22 protein-coding genes and 1 pseudogene are annotated in these 20,508 nt (G+C 74.2%); 13 read left to right on the top strand and 10 right to left on the bottom strand.

Going from position 1 to position 20,508, the window contains the following annotated elements:
• Window positions 1–34 precede the first annotated feature (34 nt).
• Window positions 35–1,390, bottom strand: a complete 1,356-nt coding sequence (locus AQJ66_RS05600) for a dipeptidase (protein WP_061917432.1) — start codon at window positions 1,388–1,390, stop codon at window positions 35–37.
• A 132-nt stretch (window positions 1,391–1,522) separates the two neighbouring features.
• On the opposite strand from AQJ66_RS05600, the gene AQJ66_RS05595 reads away from it, so the two are divergent.
• Window positions 1,523–2,779, top strand: a complete 1,257-nt coding sequence (locus AQJ66_RS05595; RefSeq protein ID WP_061917429.1) for a geranylgeranyl reductase family protein — start codon at window positions 1,523–1,525, stop codon at window positions 2,777–2,779.
• Here the strand turns inward: AQJ66_RS05595 and AQJ66_RS05590 are convergent.
• Window positions 2,769–3,224, bottom strand: coding sequence for a nitroreductase family deazaflavin-dependent oxidoreductase (locus tag AQJ66_RS05590; RefSeq protein ID WP_061917426.1), 456 nt, complete (start codon window positions 3,222–3,224; stop codon window positions 2,769–2,771). The genes AQJ66_RS05595 and AQJ66_RS05590 overlap by 11 nt on opposite strands.
• A 188-nt stretch (window positions 3,225–3,412) precedes the next feature.
• On the opposite strand from AQJ66_RS05590, the gene AQJ66_RS05585 reads away from it, so the two are divergent.
• Window positions 3,413–4,108 carry a TetR/AcrR family transcriptional regulator gene (locus AQJ66_RS05585; RefSeq protein WP_061917423.1) on the top strand — a complete coding sequence of 232 codons (696 nt, stop codon included), beginning with the start codon at window positions 3,413–3,415 and terminating at the stop codon, window positions 4,106–4,108.
• Window positions 4,109–4,119: 11 nt separating this feature from the next.
• Window positions 4,120–4,718: pseudogene (locus AQJ66_RS05580) on the top strand (response regulator); the annotation flags it as partial.
• Here AQJ66_RS05580 and AQJ66_RS05575 read toward each other — a convergent pair.
• A complete protein-coding gene (locus AQJ66_RS05575; RefSeq protein ID WP_061917421.1) occupies window positions 4,679–4,960 on the bottom strand; it encodes a DUF6332 family protein in 282 nt (93 codons plus the stop codon). The pseudogene AQJ66_RS05580 and the gene AQJ66_RS05575 sit on opposite strands and share 40 nt — an antisense overlap.
• Before the next feature lie 86 nt (window positions 4,961–5,046).
• Entirely contained in the window at window positions 5,047–6,537 is a 1,491-nt protein-coding gene (locus AQJ66_RS05570; RefSeq protein ID WP_061917418.1) for an MFS transporter, read from the bottom strand.
• An 85-nt stretch (window positions 6,538–6,622) separates the two neighbouring features.
• On the opposite strand from AQJ66_RS05570, the gene AQJ66_RS05565 reads away from it, so the two are divergent.
• Window positions 6,623–7,015: a MarR family winged helix-turn-helix transcriptional regulator gene (locus AQJ66_RS05565; RefSeq protein ID WP_061917415.1), complete on the top strand. Its 393-nt coding sequence runs from the start codon at window positions 6,623–6,625 to the stop codon at window positions 7,013–7,015.
• A gap of 25 nt (window positions 7,016–7,040) precedes the next feature.
• Here the strand turns inward: AQJ66_RS05565 and AQJ66_RS05560 are convergent, their stop codons facing one another.
• On the bottom strand, window positions 7,041–7,790 hold the full coding sequence (locus tag AQJ66_RS05560) for a maleylpyruvate isomerase family mycothiol-dependent enzyme (RefSeq protein WP_061917411.1): 750 nt from the start codon (window positions 7,788–7,790) through the stop codon (window positions 7,041–7,043).
• 74 nt (window positions 7,791–7,864) lie between these two features.
• Window positions 7,865–9,025, bottom strand: a complete 1,161-nt coding sequence (locus tag AQJ66_RS05555; protein WP_061917409.1) for an MFS transporter — start codon at window positions 9,023–9,025, stop codon at window positions 7,865–7,867.
• A 228-nt stretch (window positions 9,026–9,253) separates the two neighbouring features.
• On the opposite strand from AQJ66_RS05555, the gene AQJ66_RS05550 reads away from it, so the two are divergent.
• Window positions 9,254–9,649, top strand: coding sequence for a luciferase domain-containing protein (locus AQJ66_RS05550; RefSeq protein WP_159052532.1), 396 nt, complete (start codon window positions 9,254–9,256; stop codon window positions 9,647–9,649).
• A gap of 51 nt (window positions 9,650–9,700) precedes the next feature.
• Here AQJ66_RS05550 and AQJ66_RS05545 read toward each other — a convergent pair whose 3' ends face one another.
• The gene (locus tag AQJ66_RS05545) at window positions 9,701–10,480 is read right to left on the bottom strand and encodes a DeoR/GlpR family DNA-binding transcription regulator (protein ID WP_061917406.1); all 780 of its coding nucleotides are present in this window, start codon (window positions 10,478–10,480) and stop codon (window positions 9,701–9,703) included.
• Window positions 10,481–10,603: 123 nt separating this feature from the next.
• On the opposite strand from AQJ66_RS05545, the gene AQJ66_RS05540 reads away from it, so the two are divergent.
• Both AQJ66_RS05540 and AQJ66_RS05535 read left to right on the top strand, forming a co-directional pair.
• The gene (locus AQJ66_RS05540; protein WP_061917403.1) at window positions 10,604–11,485 is read left to right on the top strand and encodes an SIS domain-containing protein; all 882 of its coding nucleotides are present in this window, start codon (window positions 10,604–10,606) and stop codon (window positions 11,483–11,485) included.
• Between the two features lie 24 nt (window positions 11,486–11,509).
• Window positions 11,510–12,394 carry a class II fructose-bisphosphate aldolase gene (locus AQJ66_RS05535; RefSeq protein WP_061917400.1) on the top strand — a complete coding sequence of 295 codons (885 nt, stop codon included), beginning with the start codon at window positions 11,510–11,512 and terminating at the stop codon, window positions 12,392–12,394.
• On the opposite strand, the gene AQJ66_RS05530 is transcribed toward AQJ66_RS05535, so the two are convergent.
• Window positions 12,381–13,517 (bottom strand): methyltransferase, encoded by a 1,137-nt coding sequence (locus tag AQJ66_RS05530; RefSeq protein ID WP_061918295.1) that lies wholly within the window; start codon window positions 13,515–13,517, stop codon window positions 12,381–12,383. The two genes, AQJ66_RS05535 and AQJ66_RS05530, sit on opposite strands and share 14 nt — an antisense overlap.
• A 67-nt stretch (window positions 13,518–13,584) precedes the next feature.
• Here AQJ66_RS05530 and AQJ66_RS05525 point away from each other — a divergent pair, with 67 nt between their 5' ends.
• The 5 genes from AQJ66_RS05525 to AQJ66_RS05505 all read left to right on the top strand — a co-directional run bounded on the left by AQJ66_RS05525 (window position 13,585) and on the right by AQJ66_RS05505 (window position 17,664).
• Entirely contained in the window at window positions 13,585–14,250 is a 666-nt protein-coding gene (locus AQJ66_RS05525; RefSeq protein ID WP_061917397.1) for an alpha-ketoglutarate-dependent dioxygenase AlkB family protein, read from the top strand.
• Window positions 14,251–14,303: 53 nt separating this feature from the next.
• On the top strand, window positions 14,304–15,542 hold the full coding sequence (locus AQJ66_RS05520; RefSeq protein ID WP_061917394.1) for an ROK family protein: 1,239 nt from the start codon (window positions 14,304–14,306) through the stop codon (window positions 15,540–15,542).
• A gap of 117 nt (window positions 15,543–15,659) precedes the next feature.
• Window positions 15,660–16,067: a YciI family protein gene (locus tag AQJ66_RS05515; RefSeq protein ID WP_061917390.1), complete on the top strand. Its 408-nt coding sequence runs from the start codon at window positions 15,660–15,662 to the stop codon at window positions 16,065–16,067.
• 7 nt (window positions 16,068–16,074) lie between these two features.
• Window positions 16,075–17,220 (top strand): RNA polymerase sigma factor, encoded by a 1,146-nt coding sequence (locus AQJ66_RS05510; protein WP_061917387.1) that lies wholly within the window; start codon window positions 16,075–16,077, stop codon window positions 17,218–17,220.
• A 141-nt stretch (window positions 17,221–17,361) separates the two neighbouring features.
• Entirely contained in the window at window positions 17,362–17,664 is a 303-nt protein-coding gene (locus AQJ66_RS05505) for an SHOCT domain-containing protein (protein ID WP_061917384.1), read from the top strand.
• Window positions 17,665–17,789: 125 nt separating this feature from the next.
• On the opposite strand, the gene AQJ66_RS05500 is transcribed toward AQJ66_RS05505, so the two are convergent.
• Together AQJ66_RS05500 and AQJ66_RS05495 are read right to left on the bottom strand one after the other, a co-directional pair.
• Window positions 17,790–18,404: an ATP-binding protein gene (locus AQJ66_RS05500; protein WP_061917381.1), complete on the bottom strand. Its 615-nt coding sequence runs from the start codon at window positions 18,402–18,404 to the stop codon at window positions 17,790–17,792.
• 204 nt (window positions 18,405–18,608) lie between these two features.
• Window positions 18,609–18,932 carry a hypothetical protein gene (locus AQJ66_RS05495; protein WP_061917378.1) on the bottom strand — a complete coding sequence of 108 codons (324 nt, stop codon included), beginning with the start codon at window positions 18,930–18,932 and terminating at the stop codon, window positions 18,609–18,611.
• 400 nt (window positions 18,933–19,332) lie between these two features.
• On the opposite strand from AQJ66_RS05495, the gene cds1 reads away from it, so the two are divergent.
• On the top strand, window positions 19,333–20,457 hold the full coding sequence (cds1, locus tag AQJ66_RS05490) for an L-cysteine desulfhydrase Cds1 (RefSeq protein ID WP_061917375.1): 1,125 nt from the start codon (window positions 19,333–19,335) through the stop codon (window positions 20,455–20,457).
• The last annotated feature ends 51 nt before the right edge of the window (window positions 20,458–20,508 follow it).

The following is a 20,508-nucleotide window of genomic DNA, read 5'->3' as shown; positions in this document are numbered from 1 at the left end:
GCCGGTCCCGCCCGCCGCGCGACGTCCGACAGCCCTAGCCGGCGGCGTAGTTGCGCAGGAAGAGCGCCTCGGCGACCGACAGCCGCTCCAGCTCCTCCGGCGACACGCTCTCGTTGACGGCGTGGATCTGGGCCTCCGGCTCGCTCAGGCCGATCAGCAGGATCTCCGCCTTCGGGTAGAGGCCGGCGAGGGTGTTGCACAGCGGGATGGAGCCGCCCTGGCCGGCGTAGCTCATGGCCTCGCCCGGGTAGGCGACCGCCATCGCGTCGGCCATCGCCCGGTAGGCGGGGCTGGAGGTGTCGGCGCGGAAGGCCTGGCCCTGGCCGATCTGCTCGGTCGTCACCCGGGCCCCCCACGGGGTGTGGGCCTCCACGTGGGCCTGGAGCAGCTTGGTCGCCTCGGCAGCGTCCACGCCCGGCGGCACCCGCAGGCTGATCAGCGCGCGGGCGCTCGACTGCACCGACGGGGTGGCACCGACGACCGGCGGGCAGTCGATGCCGAGCACGGTGACGGCCGGCCGGGCCCAGATTCGGTCGGCGACCGAGCCGGAACCGATCAGCCCGACCCCGTCCAGCACCTTGGCGTCCTTGCGGAACTGCTCCTCGGTGTACTCCAGTCCGTCCCACCCGGCCGTGGCGTCGAGCCCGTCGACGGTGGTCGAGCCGTCCTCGGCGCGCAGCGAGTCCAGCACCCGGATCAGCGCGGCCAGCGCGTCCGGGGCGGCGCCGCCGAACTGGCCGGAGTGCAGGTTGCCGGCGAGGGTGTCCATCCGGACGCGGACCATGGTCATGCCGCGCAGCGTGGTGGTCACCGTCGGCAGGCCCACCCGGAAGTTGCCCGCGTCGCCGATCACGATCGCGTCGGCCGTCAGCAGCTCGGGGTGCTCCTCGGCGTACCGCTCGAGGCCGCCCGTGCCCTGCTCCTCCGAGCCCTCGACGATCACCTTGACCGTCACCGGGACGCCGCCGTTCGCCTTGAGCGCGCGCAGCGCGAGCAGGTGCATCACCACGCCGCCCTTGCAGTCGGCGGCCCCGCGGCCGTACCAGCGCCCGTCCCGCTCGGTCAGCTCGAACGGCGGAGTGGTCCAGCCGGCCTCGTCCAGGGGCGGCTGCACGTCGTAGTGCGCGTACAGCAGAACCGTTTTGGCACCGTCCGGGCCCGGCAGGCAGCCGTACACCGACTGGGTGCCGTCCGGCGTGTCGAGCAACGCCACGTCCACGAAGCCCTCGGCACGCAGCGCGTCGGCGATCCAGTGCGCGGCTCCCTCGCTCTCGCTCTTCGGGAACTGCGCGAAGTCCGCGACCGACTTGAAGGCGACCAGTTCGGTCAGCTCCTCCCTCGCCCGGGGCAGCAGCGAGGCGACGGTCTCGGCGACCGGATTCGACGACATGGGCACGCTCCTCGTGGGTGCGACGTTGAACTGCGTGAGTACACCGATCCTCCCACAGCGGCCTGCGGCGACGGCCGCCGTAGGATGCGGGGGACAGGTGCGGCAGCGGCTTGATCGGAGCACTGGACCAACGTGAGCGGCGAGAACTCTTCGGCGGACGGCGTGCAGCGGGTGTGGGACGTCGTCGTGGTGGGCGCGGGACCCGCGGGGGCGTCGGCCGCCTACGCGGCGGCGGTCGCGGGGCGGCGCGTCCTGCTGCTGGAGAAGGCGGAGCTGCCCCGCTACAAAACGTGCGGCGGCGGCATCATCGGCCCCTCGCGCGACGCGCTGCCGCCCGGCTTCGAACTTCCCTTCCGTGACCGCGTGCACGCGGTCACGTTCTCCCACAACGGCCGCTTCGCCCGCACCCGCCGCTCCAGGCAGATGATGTTCGGGCTGGTCAACCGGCCCGAATTCGACCAGCAACTGGTCGAGCAGGCCCAGAAGGCGGGCGCCGAGTTGCGCACGGGCGTCACGGTGCAGCGCGTCGAGCAGCACGGCTCGTCCGTGCCGGACCGGCGCACCGTCGCCGTGGTTCTGCAGGGCGGCGAGACGGTGCTGGCGCGGGCGGTCGTCGGCGCCGACGGCAGCGCCAGCCGCATAGGGGCCCACGTCGGGGTGAAGCTGGACCAGGTCGACCTGGGCCTGGAGGCGGAGATCCCGGTGCCGGAGACGGTCGCGGAGGACTGGCAGGGCCGGATCCTGATCGACTGGGGGCCGCTGCCGGGCAGCTACGGCTGGGTCTTCCCCAAGGGCGACACGCTGACGGTCGGTGTGATCTCCGCGCGCGGCGAAGGGGCCGCCACCAAGCGGTACTTGGAGGACTTCGTCGCCCGGCTCGGGCTGGCCGGCTTCGAGCCGAGCGTCTCCTCCGGGCACCTGACCCGCTGCCGCGCCGACGACTCGCCGCTCTCCCGCGGCCGGGTGCTGGTCTGCGGTGACGCGGCCGGGCTGCTGGAGCCGTGGACCCGTGAGGGCATCTCCTTCGCGCTGCGCTCGGGCCGGCTGGCCGGCGAGTGGGCGGTCCGCATCGCCGAGGCGCACGACGCGGTCGACGCCCGCCGCCAGGCCCTGAACTACGCGTTCGCGATCAAGGCGGGGCTCGGTGTGGAGATGAGCGTCGGCAAGCGCATGCTGGCCGCGTTCGAGCGCCGTCCGGGCATCTTCCACGCCGTACTCACCGGCTTCCGGCCCGCCTGGCGGGCGTTCAAGGACATCACCCAGGGCTCCACGTCCCTGGGGGAGCTGGTCCGGTCGCACCCGTTCGCCCAGCGGGCCCTGACGGCGCTGGACCGGACGCCGGCCGCCGCCACGGCGCAGGACCCCGCGGAGGATCCGGTCAGTTCGTGACGGTGACGCGGAAGACCGGGTGGTCGGGGGCGATGCGGCGCAGCTCCGCTTCGGGGGAGTCGGGGCCGACTCCGTCGAAGAACACCCCGACCTCGGCCTTCCAGCGCTCGAGGTAGGCACGCAGCAGCGGGACCTTGTCGTCGTCGGTGACCTCGGTCGCGGTGAACACGTCCACCTTCTTGCCGAGGTGCAGTTCGCCGCCGCCGGCCGCCCGCATGTTGTGGGTCCACTGGACGTGGCCGCGCGGCGCGACGAGGTACTGCTGCCCGTCGAAGGTCATGAGGTTCACCGGGGTGGTGCGCCACTGGCCGCTCTTGCGGCCGCGGACCGCGAGGACCCGGGAGCCCCAGACGCTGAGGCCGCGGCGGGTCAGCCACGCCACGGCCCGGTTGACGACGTGGACGGTGACCCAGCCGGGCTTCTTGACGTGGGCGGTCGTGGACATGCTGGGCCTCCTGGACGGAAGTGAGAGCGGTGCTCTCGCTTGCGAACAGTATGGACGCGATCGCTGCTCCAAAGCAAGAGCATTGCTCTCTCTTTGGAGCGTCGATCTCGTGCGGCGCGCCCGCTCACCTCTCGGATCACCGCTCTCCATTGGGTGCAGTGCTCCGGTTTCATGGAACACTGCACCCCATGAGCACCCCACAAGGAGCCCGCGCCCGAGCCCGCGCCGAGATCACGGCCGCCATCAAGGACGAGGCCCGCCGGCAGTTGGCGTCCGAGGGCGCCGCCAAGCTCTCGCTCCGTGCCGTCGCCCGCGCGCTCGGCATGGTGTCCTCCGCGCTCTACCGCTACTTCCCCAGCCGGGACGACCTGCTGACCGCCCTCATCGTCGACGCCTACGACTCCCTGGGTGAGGCGGCCGAGGCCGCCCACGCCCGGGCCGGCGGCATCGTCCCACCCGACCGCTGGGTCGCGGTGTGCGAGGCGGTGCGCGGCTGGGCGCTGTCGCATCCGCACGAGTACGCCCTGATCTACGGCTCCCCGGTCCCCGGCTACTCGGCCCCCCAGACCACCGTTCCGGCCGCCGCCCGGGTCGGCAACCTGCTCATCGCCATCGTCCGTGACGCCTACCAGGGGCGTGGTGTGGCCCGTACCCCCGTACCGGCCGAACTGGAGCCCGAGTCCCGCCGCATAGCGGCCGACCTCGCCCCCGATCTGCCCCCGGAGGTGACCGTCGCGCTCGTCGCCGCGTGGGCCCAGCTGTACGGGCTGGTCGGCTTCGAGGTGTTCGGCCAGTTCAACCGCCTGGTGGAGGACAGGGAGCCGTTCTTCCGGCACGCGGCGGCACGGCTCGCCGAGGGGGTGGGACTGGTCCACGCCTCCTGAGGCCATCGGGGGCGGCGGACGCGGCACCGGCTGCGCGGGCCGTCTCCGTCGTACTCCCCGGGGAGTATCCGCGCCCACCCCGACCGGCTGACGTCGTCCTGATGGACATCCGCATGCCCGCGCTGGACGGCCTCGCCGCGACCCGCCGCATCACCGGGGACGCGGAGCCGGCGGACGTGAAGGTGGTCGTGCTCACCACCTTCGAACCCGACGAGTACGTCTTCGAGGCGATCCGCTCGGGAGCCTCCGGGTTCCTGGTGAAGGACACCGAGCCGGCGGAACCGGTGCGCGCGGTCAGGGCCGTGGTCGGCGGTGACGCCCTGCTGTCCCCGGGCGTCACCGCCGCCTGATCGCCGAGTTCGCGGCCCGCTCCAAGGAGCCCGCGGCCGCCGGCGCGCTCGCCCGGCTCACCGAGCGGGAACGGGAGGTGATGGCGCTGGTCGGCATCGGTCTGTCCCACGACGAGATCGCCCGCCGCCTGGTGGTCAGCCCCCTCACGGCCAAGACCCACGTGAGCCGCACCATGGTGAAGCTGGGCGCCCGCGACCGCGCCCAACACGTCGTCCTCGCCTACGAGTCGGGACTGGTCCCGCCGGGCTGGCCGGGCTGAGCCCGCCGGAAGCGGACCAGCACACTCACCACCCGTACGACGAAGAGCACCGACGCGACGGCGACGCTCCCGCGCAGCAGCGCCGCCTCCAGCGGGTGCGGCAGGGCGAAGAGCCACACCGGCCCGGCCAGGGCCCCGAACACCACGGCCGCCGCGAAGGCGCCACTGGCCAGCGCGTACCCGATCTCCACCGTCGCGGCGTCCCGTTCGGCCGGAGAGCGCCGTCCCCCCTGTACGTCCACCCGCCCAGTCTCACAGACGCGCGCGCCCGGCGGGAGCCGATCGTCCCGCCGGGCGCGCACCGGAGGCGTTCCCCCGGGCCCTGTTCTCACAGGACCTGTTCGCGGACCGCCGGGCGCTCCGCTTCCGCCTCCTTCACGGTGGATCCGGCGACGACGAGCGACGGCCCGCCGCGGTGGCCGCGCAGCCCCGGGAGGGTGATCAGCAGGCCGGCCACGGCGATGCCGGTGACCACCAGGAAGCCCGGTCGGTAGCTGTCGAGGACGGCCTGCGCGGTGGCGTGCGCGGGCGCGGCGGCGGTGACCACGGCCGTCACGACGGCCAGGAAGATCGCGCCGCCGACCTGCACCGAGGTGTTGAGCAGCCCGGAGACCATGCCCTGCTCGTGGTCCTCGACCCCGTTGGTGGCCTGGATGTTGAGCGAGGGGAAGACCAGCGCGCAGGCCGCGCCGATCAGCAGCATCGACGGCAGGACGACGGCCGCGTACACCGGGTCGAGGTCGACGCGCAGGAACAGGGCGTAGCCGAGGACCATGAGCGCGAAGCCGGTGGCGATCAGCCGCGGGGTGCCGAACCGGTCGACGATCGCGCCGACCTTCGTCGAGGAGATCGCCACCAGGGCGCCCGCCGGCAGGAAGGCCAGCGCCGTGTGCAGTGCCGACCAGCCGAGCAGGGACTGCATGTACAGCGTGGTCAGGAACTGGAAGCCGACGTACGACCCGAAGAAGGCCAGCGCGCCGAGCTGGGCGCGGACCTGGCTGCCCGAGCGCAGCACTCCGAGCCGGATCAGCGGGCTCGGCGAGCGCCGCTCGACCAGCACGAAGGAGGTCAGCAGGACGGCCACGGCCAGGAAGGACAGCAGCGTGCGGGCCGAGGACCAGCCGGCGCCGGGCGCCTGGACGACGGTGAAGACGAGCAGCAGCATCGACGCGGTGCCGAGGACGGCGCCGGGGACGTCGTAGCCGTCGTGGTTCTCCTCGCGGGCACCGCGCGGCAGCAGCCTCGTCCCGGCCAGCAGGGCGATCAGCGCGATCGGCGCGGGCAGCAGCATGGTGAGGCGCCAGCTCGCCTCGGTCAGCAGGCCGGAGAGGACCAGCCCCATCGAGAAACCGGTGGCGGCGCAGGTGGTGTAGATGGAGAGCGCGCGGTTGCGCAGCGGGCCCTCCGGGAACGTCGTGGTGATGATCGACAGGCCGGCGGGCGCCGTGAAGGCCGCGCTCAGGCCCTTGACGAAGCGGCTGGCGATCAGCAGCGGACCCGAGTCCACCAGCCCGCCGAGCAGGGAGGCGAGCGCGAAGACGCCGAGCGCGGCCAGGAACACCCGGCGCCGGCCGAGCAGGTCGGCGGTACGGCCGCCGAGCAGGAGCAGCCCGCCGTAGCCCAGGATGTAGCCGCTGACGATCCATTGCAGCGTCGACGTGGACAGGTGCAAATCGGAGCCGATGGACGGCAGCGCTACGCCGACCATCGACACGTCGAGCGCGTCGAGGAACATCGCGGCGCACAGCACCAGGAGGGTGCCCCACAGCCGGGGGGTCCAGCGTCCCTCGGACGCAGGGGTGGTGAGCGGAGAGGTCATGGCGACGAGACTACATGCACATGCATGAGATGCAAGCGCATTTAATTACGGTGCAACAAGACGGCTCCTCTGCTACGGTGCGCTCATGGCGGCGAAGAAGGCCGAGCAGGCGCTCGTGGAGCAGTGGCGGGACATCCTGTGCCTGCACGCCCGCACCCAGTGCGAGCTGGACCGGGCCCTGCACGGACACGGCCTGTGCGCCAGCGACTTCGAGGTCCTCGACGTGCTGGCCGAGGGCTCCGCGGCGGACGGCGGCTGCGTCTACCGCGTGCAGGAGATCTCCGAGCGGGTCCACCTCAGCCAGAGCGCGCTGTCCCGGCTGATCGGCCGGCTGGAGAAGGACGGCCTGGTCGAGCGGGCCATGTGTCCCGAGGACCGGCGCGGGGTCCGCGTGGCCCTGACGGCCAAGGGCCGCGCGCTGCACGACGAGGTACGGCCCGTGCAACGCGCGGTGCTGGCCCGCATGCTGGAGGAGTGAGCACTCCGAGGGTGGCGCGGGTGGCTCAGATCCCCGACCGCTCCCGCCAGAGCGCCGCGAGCGACCGGTCGCCCGTCACGCTCGGCACCGGCCCCCTGTTCCACAGCGCGAGATACAACTCCCCTGCGGGTCCGGCCAGTTCGGCCTCCGCGTCTTCCGGGTCCCCCGATTCGCCCCGCGAGGTGACGGGCGGCTGATCGGACAGCCGTACGGTCCACACGGCGTCCGTCCCCCCGTCCACCGCCCGTATCCGCAGCACCCGCGGCTCCTCCGTGCGCACCCGGCTCCGGGGCCGGGCGTGGAAGCCGCGCAGCAACTCGTCCATACCGTCGACGGCGAAGTCCGGGGCGATCGGCGACACGGTGCCGCCCCGTGCCGCCTCGGCGTCGTGCCGGTGGACGGTCGTCTCGTGCGCCTGCCGCCGCGCCCAGAACACCAGCGGCGAGGGGCAGGGTGCCGGATGGAAGGTCCAGCACCGCGCGTCGGCCGGCGCGTCGGCCAGCGTGTCGACGAGCAGGCGGTGGCTGTCCCGGTACCAGGCCACCAGCTCGGCCCCGTCCAGGTCCGGCCCGTCGCCGACGGGCCGTGCGGCGGTGTGCTGCTCGGCCACGAACGCGGCGGCCCACCGGTGGACCGCCCCCGTGTGCCGCAGCAGGTCCCTCACCCGCCACTCCGGGCAGGCCGGCACCTCGGCGCCCGTCCCCGCCTCCTCGGCGGCCCCGGCCAGCAGCCGGCCCTCCCGGTCCAGCGTCCGCAGATACTCCGTGATCTCCATGGGGCAGAGTGTGCCCGACCCCCGGGGCCGGGAAGGTGCCGTTTTCCGCCGCCCGGGAGCCGGGCGCCGCGCGGTCACCGCATCGCCCCCCGCGTCGCCACCCCGACCAGGGAGGCGATCGCGGCCAGCACGGCCACGCTGGTGAGTGCCGCGGGCAGCGACAGCCGGTCGGCCAGGAAGCCGATCGCCGGCGGCCCGAGGAGCATGCCGCCGTAACCGAACGTCGAGGCCACGGCCACCCCGGACGGACCGGCCAGCGCGCCGGCCCGCTCGACGGCGACCGGGAAGAGGTTGGCGAGTCCGAGCCCGGTGACGGCGAAGCCGAGCAGCGCCGCCCACACGGACGGCGCGAGCGCGCCGAGGAGCATGCCCGCCGCGGCCGTGCCGCCACCGGCGATCACGGTCCGGCCCCGTCCGAGCCGCTGCAGCAGGGTCGTCCCGGTCAGGCGGCCGACGGTCATGGCGAGCGCGAAGCAGGCGTACCCGGCGGCAGCCGTGCCCGACGAGGCCGCCAGGTCCTGCTGGAGGTGCAGGGCGCCCCAGTCGGCCATGGCACCCTCCCCGTAGGCCGTGCACAGGGCGATCAGCCCGAGGACGACGACCAGCCCGCGCCCCCGGCCGTCCGGTCGCCGGTCCCCCTGGTGCGGCTGTCGCCGGCGGTCCGGCGGGGCCGGGGTCCGGTGCCGCAGCAGCGTGCGCCCGGCGACCGCCGTGACCAGCAGCCCGACGAGCGTGAGACCGAGCAGGTGCCGCACGGGGGAGAGGCTGCCCGCCACCACCCCGCCGAGGCCCGCGCCGACCATGCCGCCGAGACTGAAGGCGGCGTGGAAGCCGGGCATGACCGGCTTGCGCAGGGCGGCCACCAGATCGACGGCCGCGCTGTTGTAGGCCACGTTGACCCCGCCGTAGGCCGCTCCGAACAGCAGCAGAACGGCGCCCAGGGCCGCCGCGGAGCGGGTGAGCGGGGGCAGCGCGACACTCAGGGCCAGTACCGCTGTCCACGCGACGCTCACCGGGTGGCTCCCGTAGCGGCGGCACAGCCGGCCCGTCGCCGTCATGGTGAGTACGGCACCCGCGGAGATTCCGAGCAGCGCGAGCCCGAGCGCGCTCGCGGACGACTGCGTCTGCTCCTTGATGTCGGGGATGCGCACGACCCAGCCGGCGAAGACGAAGCCGTCCAGGGCGAAGAAGGCGGTGATGGCGACGCGCAGACGGGTGAGCTCGTTGCCCGGCACGGCGCTGTGCGTTCGGGTTTTGTTTATTTGCGGCACAATTGAGGTTAGAAGTGTTCCGCCGATCCGGACAAGGGGGCTGAGGCCGCCCGGAGGCGGAGGTTCCCGCCCATCAGGCACCTGTTCGACGTGCGCGAACCCGTGCGACCCGCCCAAGCCCCCGCGGATACAGGTCGGTTAATGCTTGCGCACGTGCTGGTTGCGAGCCGGTGAGCGCGTCATGATGAGCCCATGACGTTGGCCTCGCGCGCACTCGCGCAACTGGCGACCTGGCCGGACCTGATACAGGCCGTGCCGAGCTGCGGCCTTGGACAGGCGGTCAGTTCGGCCCACGGGGAGATCGTCCACTTCCACTCGGACCGTGATGTCGACCTGCGGCTGACCGACCGCGCCGTCCGGCGGTTCGCCAAGGACCTGAAGAGCTCGGACGCGATCCGCGTCGTGCCCGGTTCGCCGTGGGTGACCCTCCGGCTCGACGCCGGCAGCGACGTGGACCTGCTGCTGACCCTGGTCAGCGTGGCGCTGCAGGCCCAGCAGACCTGGCGCGACCCGGACGACCGGGCGGCGGCCGGATGCAACGACCAGCGCGGCGCGGGCTTCGTGAAGGCGGACCACAGCGGCACCTGAGGGCGCCGCGGCCGGCCGCCGGCCCGGCCCCGAGCGGCACCCGGGCCCGGCTCACACGGCGAGGACCCGGATCCCCGCCTCCTCGAACCGCCGTACGGTGTCCGGCTCCACCGCGGTGTCCGTGACGAGCGTGTCCACCAGCTCGGCCGAGCAGATCCGGGCGAACGCCCGCCGGCCCAGCTTGCTGGAGTCGGCCGCCACGACCACCCGCGCCGCCCGCTCGCACAGCAGGCGGTTGATCGCGGCCTCCGCCTCGTCGTGCGCCGCCGCCCCGTGCGCGACGTCGAACGCGACCACGCCTAGCACCGCGACGTCCAGCGTGATCTGACCGAGCACGCCGTCCGCCAGCGGCCCGATGAGCTCGTACGACTGCGGGCGCGCGACCCCACCGGTCACCACGATCTTGAACTGCGGGCGTACGGCGAGCTCGTTGGCGATGTTCAGCGCGTTGGTGACGACGGTCAGCGCGGGCGCGCCGGTGCTCAGGTCGCCGCGTACCGCCAGGGCGCGGGCCACCTCCGTGGTGGTCGTGCCGCCGGTCAGGCCGACCGCCTCGCCCGGCGCGACGAGATCCGCCACCGCCTTGGCGATCCGCTGCTTCTCGGAGGCGTGACGGGCCGTCTTGTAGCGCAGGGGCAGCTCGTACGAGACCCCGTGCACCACCGCCCCGCCCCGGGTGCGCACCAGCATCTGCTGCTCGGCGAGCTGGTCGAGGTCGCGGCGGATAGTCGCCGCCGACACCTCCAGCCGGGCCGCCGCCTCCTCGACCTCCAGCCGTCCGCGCTCCACGAGCAGGTCCAGCAGCGCCTTCCAGCGGGCGTCCCGGGACATCCGCGGCCTCCGTTCCTTCGTCTCCCGGCGACCCTAACCCACCCCGATCGGCCGCCGAATGCTTGATTGTGCTCGAAAGAGCGCTATATCTTGCAAGAACAAGCAACAACGGGAGGGCGCGGCATGAGCCATGTCGAGGACGAGCTGACCAGCCAGCCCGAGTGCTGGGCGCGCGCGGCCGAGGAGGCGGGACGGCACCGGGCCGTGCTGCCGGAGCCGGGGGAGCGGGTCGCGATCGTCGGCTGCGGGACGTCGTACTTCATGGCGCAGGCGGCGGCCGTCCTGCGGGAGGGGGCCGGGCAGGGGGAGACGGACGCCTTCGCCGCCTCCGAGTTCCCGCGCGGGCGCACCTACGACCGGATCGTCGCGCTCACCCGCTCCGGCACCACCACCGAAGTCCTCGACCTGCTCGGCGCGTTGAAGGGCTCGACGAGGACGACGGCGGTCACCGCCGACCCCGCCACCCCCGTGGCGGCCGCCGCCGACGACCTGGCCGTGCTCGGCTTCGCCGACGAACGCTCCGTCGTCCAGACCCGGTTCGCCACCACCGCGCTCACCCTCCTGCGCGCCCATCTCGGCCTGCACAGCGACGCCGTCGTCGCCGACGCCCGCACGGCCCTCGCCACCCCGCTGCCCGAAGGGCTCGCCGCCTGCCGCCAGTTCACCTTCCTGGGCCGCGGCTGGACCGTCGGGCTCGCACACGAGGCCGGGCTGAAGATGCGCGAGGCCGCGCTGGCCTGGACTGAGGCCTACCCCGCCATGGAGTACCGGCACGGCCCGATCAGCGTCACCACCGAGGGCACCGCGACCTGGATGCTCGGCGAGGCGCCCGCGGGACTCGCCGAACAGGTCGGCACCACGGGCGGATCGTGGATCCAGGGCACCCTCGACCCGCTCGCCGAACTGGTCCGCGTCCAGCGCCTCGCGGTCGCCGTCGCCGACCGGCACGGCCTCGACCCCGACCGGCCGCGCCACCTCACCCGCTCGGTGATCCTCACCCCCTGACCGCACCCGGAACGGAGACCCGCCGTGCCCCTCGTGACCACCGGCGAGCTGATCACACGCGCCGCCGCGACCCGCTCCGCCGTCGCCGCCTTCAACATCATCACCCTGGAACACGTCGAGGCCGTCGTCGCGGGCGCCGAGACCACCGGCACCCCCGTGGTCCTCCAGGTCAGCGAGAACGCCGTCAGGTTCCGCTACGGACGGCTCCTCCCGCTCGCCCGCGCCGCCGCGGCCGCGGCCGAACGCGCCGCCGTACCCGTCGCGTTGCACCTCGACCACGTGCAGAGCGACGACCTGCTGCGCCAGGCGCCCGACGCCGGGTTCAGCTCGGTGATGTACGACGCCGCCCGGCTGCCGTACGCCGAGAACCTCGCCGCGACCCGGGCCGCGGCCGGCTGGGCCCACGCGCACGGGCTCTGGATCGAGGCCGAGCTGGGGCAGATCGGCGGCAAGGACGGGCGGCCGCCGCTGGACGCCCACGCGCCCGGGGCGCGCACCGACCCGGCCCAGGCGCGGGACTTCGTCGCCGCCACCGGGGTCGACGCCCTCGCCGTGGCCATCGGCAGCGCGCACGCCATGACCACCCGCACCGCCACCCTCGACCACGGCCTGCTGAGGCGGCTGGCCGCCGCGTTGCCCGTCCCGCTGGTCCTGCACGGCTCCTCGGGCGTCCCGGACGAGGGCCTGGTCGCGGCGGTCGCCGGCGGCATCAGCAAGGTCAACGTCGGCACCGCCCTGAACGCGGCGATGACCGGCGCCGTCCGGGAGTTCCTCGAGGCCCATCCCGAGGCCGTCGACACCCGCACCTACCTCGGCGTCGGCCGGGAGGCGATGGCCCGCGAGGTGGCCCGCCTCATCGGCGTCCTCACCCCCGGCGGAACCCGGGCCCCGGCCCCTACCCCCGCTTGACCGCCTTCAGCACCACGAACTTCGGGTCGCTCGCCACCAGCCGGCTGTTGCCGAACAGCCGCTTCAGCAGGACGTGGTAGCCCAGGTGCCGGTTGCCGACCACCCACAGCTCGCCGCCCGGCCGCAGCGCGCGCTTCGCCCCGGTGAACATCCGCCGGGCCGTCGCGTCCGTCGTCGCCTGGTGTGAGTGGAACGGCGGGTTGCTCAGGACGAGGTCCACGCTGCCGGGCGCCACCCCGGCGAGCCCGTCCCCGACCCGGAACTCGGCGTGCCCCGGCACCCCGTTGGCCTTGTACGTGGCCTCCGCCGAGGCCACCGCCTGGAACGACTCGTCCACGAACAGCACTTCGGCCTCCGGGTCGGCCAGCGCCACCGCCGTACCGACGACCCCGTTGCCGCAGCCGAGGTCCACCACGCGCCCCGCGCCCGGTGCGGCCGGCAGGTGCCGCAGGAAGAACCGGGTACCGACGTCCAGCCGGTCGGCGCAGAAGACGCCCGCGTGATTGACGACCGTGCGCCCCGAGACCGCGCCGATGCCGTCGGGAAGCGTGTACTCGTACGGCCACGGGTTCACGGGCCGCTCCGGCGACGGGTCCGGCGTGCAGAAAATCAGCCGGGCCTTCTGCCGCGCCAGTGAGGTGCGGGTCGGACCGAGGATCCGCTCGAACAGCCGGAGCGTGGAGGTGTGGATCTCCTTCACCATCCCCGTGCCGACGACCACCGTGCCGGCGTGCACGGCCGGCGCCAGCCGCAGCAGCTGGTCCTCCAGCAGCGCCAGGCTCTTCGGCACGCGCACCAGCAGCACGTCCACCCGCGCCGGCGGCGGGTCCTGGGTGGTGAGCAGCTGGACGGCACCGGGCGCGACCCCGGCCCGCGCCAGGTTCGCCCGGGTCGCCTCCTGGCTCAGGAAGGAGTCGGTGATCTGCGTCGGCCCGTGCGGGGCCAGCGCCGTGACCAGCGCCCCCCACCGGTCGCCGACCACCACGACCGCGCCGTCGAGCGCGACCCCCTCCTCGGCCAGGTGCCGCAGCAGGTACGCGTCGGAGGCGTCCCAGGCACGCAGCCGGTCGCGGGGATCGTCGGGGAAGCGGGACAGCTCGAGCTCGCCCCACGGAGTCGTCATGCGGTCGTTCATCGTGCCCTCAGGCTAACCGAGCCGCAGCTCACCACCGGTCGGGCAGGATGGGGGCATGGATGCCGAGCTGTTCCCCAGGGGGCGGACGCGGGTCGCGCCGGGCGCCGTGCACGTCCCACGATGGCTCCCCGCCGAGCGGCAGCGCGCGCTGCTCGCCGCCTGCCGCGACTGGGCGCGGCCCCCCGCCGGGCTGCGCACGGTGCGCACCCCGGGCGGCGGCACGATGTCCGCCCGGCAGGTCTGCCTGGGCCGGCACTGGTACCCGTACGGCTACGCCCGCACGGTCGTCGACGGCGACGGCGCCCCCGTGAAGCCCTTCCCGGCCTGGCTGGACGAGCTGGCCCGCGCCGCGGTGGCCGACGCGCTCGGCCCGGCGGCGGTCCCCGCCGAGCCGTACGACATCGCGCTGATCAACTTCTACGACGGGGACGCCCGCATGGGCATGCACCGCGACAGCGACGAACGCTCGGACGCGCCGGTGGTGTCGCTGAGCCTGGGCGACCGCTGCGTCTTCCGCTTCGGCAACACCGAGACCCGGGCGAAGCCGTACACGGACGTGGAGCTGTGCAGCGGTGACCTGTTCGTCTTCGGCGGCCCCTCCCGGCTCGCCCACCACGGCGTGCCGCGGGTGCGGCCCGGGACCGCCCCGCCGGAGCTGGGGCTCGCCGGGCGGCTGAACATCACCCTGCGGGTCGGCGGACTGGACGCGCCCGGCGGCTGAGCCGGTCACGGGCCCGGGCCACGACGGTTGCGGATCATGGGAGACTCCCCCTCATGAGCGGCAAGGAGGACCCCCGGAAGGCGGGGGAAGAGACCACCTCGAGAGCGCGCCTGGACCGGGGCCGCGGCGCCCTCGGGCCCGCGCTGGAGCTCGTGCACACCGGGCGGGCGCCGACCCGGGCGGTGCTCACCGCCGAACTCGGGGTCACCCGGGCGACGGCCGGGGCGGTCGCCGCCGAGCTGGAGGCGCTGGGCCTGATCCGGGTGGACGCCAGGCCGGGCGCGGCGTCCGGTTCCCAGGGACGCCCCTCGCACCGGCTGCGGCTCGCCGAGGACGGCCCGGTGGCGCTCGCCGCTCAGGTGCACGCCGACGGGTTCCGGGCCGCTCTGGTCGGCCTCGGCGGGCGGATCGTGGCGACCGCGCCGGGCTGCGAGAGCGTCGACGCCGACCCGGCGAAGGTGCTGGGCACGGTCGTCGAGGCGGGCGCGGAACTGCTCCGCGCGACCGGGCGGCGCTGCGTGGGCGCGGGCCTCGCCGTGCCCTCCGCCGTCGCCGAACCCGACGGCCTGGCCCTCAACCCGCTCCACCTGGCCTGGCCGGTCGGGGCCCCCGTCCGCCGGATCTTCGCCGAGTGCGTCCGCGCCGCCGGGATCACCGGCCCCGCCTTCGCGGGCAACGACGTGAACCTCGCCGCCCTCGCCGAGCACCGGCACGGCGCCGGCCGGGGCGCTCGCGACCTGCTGTGCGTGGCCACCGGGCACCGGGGCGTCGGCGGCGCCCTGGTCATCGACGGCCGTCTGCACACCGGCAGTTCGGGGCTGGCCCTGGAGGTCGGCCACCTCACCGTCAACCCCGTGGGCCGGCCCTGCCACTGCGGCAGCCGCGGCTGCCTGGACGTCGAGGCGGACCCGCTGGCCCTGCTCGTCGAGGCCGGCCGCGAACCGGGCCCCGAGGTGTCCCTGCTCCAGCAGGCCGACGACCTGCTGCGCACCCGGTACGCCGACCCGGCCGTGCGCACCGCCGCCGAAGCGCTCATCGACCGCCTGGGTCTCGGTCTCGCCGGCCTGGTCAACCTCCTCAACCCCGACCGCATCATCCTCGGCGGACTGCACCGCACCCTCCTGGACGCCGACCCCGGCCGGCTGCGCGCGGTGGTCGCCGATCGCAGCCTGTGGGGCCAGAGCGGCGGCGTCCCCATCCTGCCCTGCACCCTCGACCACAACAGCCTGGTCGGCGCCGCGGAGCTGGCCTGGCAGCCGGTGCTGGACGACCCGCTGACGGCCCTGCGGTGACGAGCCCGCGAGAAACCGGGGAAAAAATCTTGGACGGTGATGTCGAGAACCCCGGACCGGCTCCGTCCCCGGGACGAACGCGACCACACCGGATCGCACAGCACTGAGGAGAGACCCATGGCGAAGTACCTGCTGCTGAAGCACTACCGCGGCGCTCCGGCCGCGGTCAACGACGTGCCCATGGACCGGTGGACGCCGCAGGAGATCTCGGCGCACATCCAGTACATGAACGACTTCGCGGCCCGGCTGGAGAAGAGCGGCGAGTTCGTCGACGGCCAGGCGCTCGCCCCCGACGGGATGTGGGTCCGCTACGACGGCGAGGGCCGCCCGCCGGTCACCGACGGCCCGTTCGCCGAGACCAAGGACCTCATCGCCGGCTGGATGGTGATCGACGTCGACAGCCAGGAGCGCGCCGTCGAACTGGCCGGGGAACTGTCCGCCGCCCCCGGCGCCGGTGGGAAGCCGATCCACGAGTGGCTCGAGGTGCGCCCGTTCCTGGCCGCGCATCCCACCGTCACGGAGTGACCCGTCCATGAACGAGGCCCTGCTGCGCAGCCTCACACCGAGCGTGATCACCGTCCTCGTCCGCCGCGGAGCCGACTTCGCGGCGGCCGAGGACGCCGTGCAGGACGCGCTCGTCGAGGCGGTCCGGGTCTGGCCCGCCGACCCGCCGCGCGACCCCAAGGGCTGGCTGGTCACGGTGGCCTGGCGCCGGTTCCTCGACGCGACCCGGTCCGACGCGGCCCGCCGCCGGCGTGAGGACCTCGTCGACCAGGAGCCGGAGCCCGGTGCCACGCCCGCGGTGGACGACACCCTCCAGCTCTACTTCCTGTGCGCGCACCCGTCACTGACGCCGTCGTCCGCGGTCGCGCTCACCCTGCGCGCCGTCGGCGGACTCACCACCCGGCAGATCGCCCAGGCCTACCTGGTGCCCGAGGCGACCATGGCGCAGCGCATCAGCCGGGCCAAGCGGACCGTCTCCGGCGTGCGGTTCGACCGGCCCGGCGACGTCGCCACCGTGCTGCGCGTCCTCTACCTGGTCTTCAACGAGGGCTACTCCGGTGACGTCGACCTCGCCGCCGAGGCCATCCGGATCACCCGGCAGCTCGCGGCCCGGATCGACCACCCCGAGGTGGCGGGCCTGCTCGCCCTCATGCTCCTGCACCACGCCCGGCGCGCCGCCCGGACCGCGCCCGACGGCAGCCTCGTCCCGCTCGCCGAGCAGGACCGCGCCCGGTGGGACACCGGGCTGATCGCCGAAGGCGTCGGCATCCTGCAGGCGGCCCTCGCCCGCGACCGGCTGGGCGAGTTCCAGGCCCAGGCCGCCGTCGCCGCCCTCCACGCCGACGCGCCCGCCGCCGAGGAGACCGACTGGGTGCAGATCGTCGAGTGGTACGACGAACTCGTGCGCCTGACCGACAGCCCCGTCGTCCGGCTCAACCGCGCCGTGGCCGTCGGCGAGGCCGACGGCCCCCGCGCCGGCCTGGCCGCCCTCGCGGCGCTGGACCCCGCCCTGCCCCGGCACACCGCGGTGGCGGCCCACCTCCACGAGCGCGACGGCGACCTGACGACGGCGGCCCGGCTGTACGCAGAGGCGGCCCACAGGGCACCCGACCTCGCCGAACGCGATCACCTGACCCGCCAGGCCGCCCGGCTCAACGCCCGCCGGAGCCGCTGACGGGCCACGTCCGGCAGGAACCCGGGAAGGCTGCTCCGGGAGCCCGCCGGCGTACTCCCGGGGAGGTACCCGCAGGGCCGCCCGCCGCACGACGACCCCGGCCCCTCGGGCAGGCGGTCTCGTGGCATCACCGCAGACCCGATCCCCCGACGGAGAGGGACCGAGACGCAGACGCCGGCGAACCACTACGGCGGACCCGGACCGTGGATCCTCCTCTTCCCGCTGATCCGGGCGGCCGTCGTGGTCGGCGCCGTCACCCTGCCGCACGGCGGGGCGGGGCGCGGCGGCCCCTGGCGGGCCCTGGACGGCGGCCGCCCGGCGGGCGACCCGCCGCTCGCGGTCCTCGGCCGCCGCTTCGCCTCCGGCGAGATCGACGAGGACGAGTACGGGCGCCGGCTCTCCGTCCTGGAGGAGCAGTTCGGCCGCAAGGCCGGTGCGGCCTGAGCACCGCGCCGACGCCACCGGGCACCGCCGCCCACGTGCGAAGGACGGCACGGCAGGCACACGGCACAGGCGGGACGTCACCACGACGTCCCGCTCCTGTGCGGTGAGGTGGCGTCCACCGCGCTTCAGCCGTGCACCACCTGCCGTGCCCCGGCCGCAGCCGGGGCACGGCCCCCAACGGCTGCCGCGGCGACGGCCGATGCGTGGACCACCGCCGGCGCGGGGGCGGCCACCGGAGCGGGTGCCGGCTGGACCCCGGTGAGCCGGGGCGCGGGCTGCCGCTCGGCGCTCCGGCGGGGCGTCCGGGCCTGGGAGCGGTGGTTCGTCCCCGGCGCCGGCAGCGTGAACCACACGACCTTGCCGTCGTCGCCGTCCGGGCGGGCGCCCCAGCTCTCGCTCATCGCGGCCACCATCGCCAGCCCCCGCCCGCAGGTGGCCAGCGGGGTGGCGTGGGCCGGCTGCGCCGCGTCGGCGACCACCGGAAGGCGCGGATCGTGGTCGCGCACCGAGACCGTGAGCCGGTCGAGCAGCAACTCCAGCTCCACGGTGCACGACTTGTCGGGCCGGGCGTGCCGGTGGACATTGCTGAGCAGCTCGGTCACCCCGAGCGCGGCGCGGTCTATCAACGGGTCGAGATGCCAGTAGCGCAACTGCGCAGATACGATTCTGCGGACCTGGCCGATCCGCGACGGCAGGGCCTGGAGCTCCACCGTGCAGTGCCTGCTCGGATGACTGATCACTGCTGCGACTCCCCGATGTAGAGGTCCCGAGGACCGGAAGAACACGGAGAACAACGGATCCAGCAGGGTGCTTGCGTCCAAACCTGCGCCTGCTGTCGTGGCCGGCGGGCTGGTTCGCAGCGTTATCGCCGGTAAACCCAGAGTGACGTGTGACCAGCGTGACGCAGCGGCAGCGCGTGCGCAACTCGCCGCGACGACGGCCGGTCAGCCGCCGCGCCCGGCGGCCCGGCGCACGGCCTCGATGAACCGCCGCGCCGCGGGCGGCCCCGGCCGGCCCGGAGCGGGGTCGTGCTCGCCCAGGGTCAGCAGGTACCGGTTGCCGTTCAGGTCCGCCAGTGCCCGGTCCTCCGGGGCGAACCAGGGTTTGGAGGCGCGGACCGCCTGCACCGGCGCGCTGTCGATCTCACTGCCGTAGCTGGTGAGCAACTCCAGCCTGCCGTCGCTGATCCGGACCTGCCCGGCCCGGGTGAGGGAACGCAGCCGCCTGCCGATCCGCACGCCCGTGGCCGTGAACTCCGGCTCCGCCATTCTTCGCCGCCCCTTTGCGCGTCGCCGCCGGAGCCCGGCCCGCCCGGGACCGGATCCGGCCCGTGTCCGGCCGTACCGCCCGTGGCCGCACGACCGCCTGGTGGTCGTTTCCTCGGTGGTCGCGGTGATCCAGTGCGTGCGCCCCTGCGGACCACCGTCCCGTCGGTGCAGTCTGCCCCCATGCGGCCGCGAGCACCAGTGCGCACGGGCGCATGCCGAGGGCACCCGGAGCACGCGTGCCGGCGCGCGCCCCCGCACTTCTCGCACGCACGTGCCCCAGTCGCTCCTTGGAGTGGCTCAAAGATGCGTTTATGCAGGTGGGAAGCGATGTCGCAGGTGCCTATGATCGAGGTGCCGGGCGCGCCCGCCGCCGTCGGCGCCCAGCGTAAGGAGCACCGCCGTGAGCACCACCCCACAGACCCGGCCCGGCGCCACCCTCGACGTCGACCGCAGTGACGCCGCCTACCGCGACTGGCTGAAAGAAGCCGTCCGCAAGGTCCAGGCCGACGCCAACCGCTCGGCGGACACCCACCTGCTGCGCTTCCCGCTGCCCGAGCGGTGGGGCATCGACCTGTACCTGAAGGACGAGTCGACGCACCCGACGGGGAGCCTCAAGCACCGCCTGGCCCGCTCCCTGTTCCTCTACGGCCTCTGCAACGGCTGGATCCGGCCGGGCGCCCCGGTGATCGAGGCCTCCAGCGGCTCGACGGCCGTCTCGGAGGCGTACTTCGCCAAGCTGATCGGCGTGCCCTTCATCGCCGTCATGCCCCGCACGACCAGCGCCGAGAAGATCCGCCTGATCGAGTTCCACGGCGGACGGTGCCACTTCGTGGACGACTCCCGGAAGATGTACGAGGAGTCCGCCCGCCTGGCGGTGGAGACCGGCGGGCACTACATGGACCAGTTCACCTACGCCGAACGGGCCACGGACTGGCGCGGCAACAACAACATCGCCGAGTCGATCTTCCGCCAGCTGGAGCTGGAGCGCTTCCCCGAGCCCGCCTGGATCGTCGCCACCGCGGGCACCGGCGGCACCTCGGCCACCCTCGCGCGCTACATCCACTACATGCAGTACGACACCCGCGTCTGTGTCGCAGACCCCGAGAACTCCTGCTTCTTCGACGGCTGGACCACCGGCGACCCGGACGTCACCTGCGACTGCGGCTCCCGTATCGAGGGCATCGGCCGGCCGCGCATGGAACCGAGCTTCGTGCCCGGGGCGATCGACCGGATGATGAAGGTCCCGGACGCGGCGAGCGTGGCCGCCGTGCGCGCTCTGGAGCGGGCCATCGGCCGCAGGGCGGGCGGCTCGACCGGCACCGGTCTGTGGAGCGCGCTGAAGATCGTCTCCGAGATGGTGGCCGCGGGCCGCACGGGCAGCGTGGTCACCCTGCTGTGCGACCCGGGGGACCGCTACCTCGACAAGTACTACTCGGACAGCTGGCTCGAGGAGCAGGGCCTGGACATCGCGCCCTGCGCGGCGGCGATCGAGTCCCTGCTGGCGACGGGGGTGTGGCAGGACTGAGCCCGGCCGCCCGGCCGGCCGCTCAGCCGCCGGTCCGGGGCCGCGACCGCC

The sequence above is a fragment of the Streptomyces bungoensis genome, assembly GCF_001514215.1.
Lineage (GTDB): Bacteria > Actinomycetota > Actinomycetes > Streptomycetales > Streptomycetaceae > Streptomyces > Streptomyces bungoensis.
The sequence above is the reverse complement of the archived record's forward strand: the minus strand, read 5'-3'. Positions and strand labels throughout refer to the sequence as shown.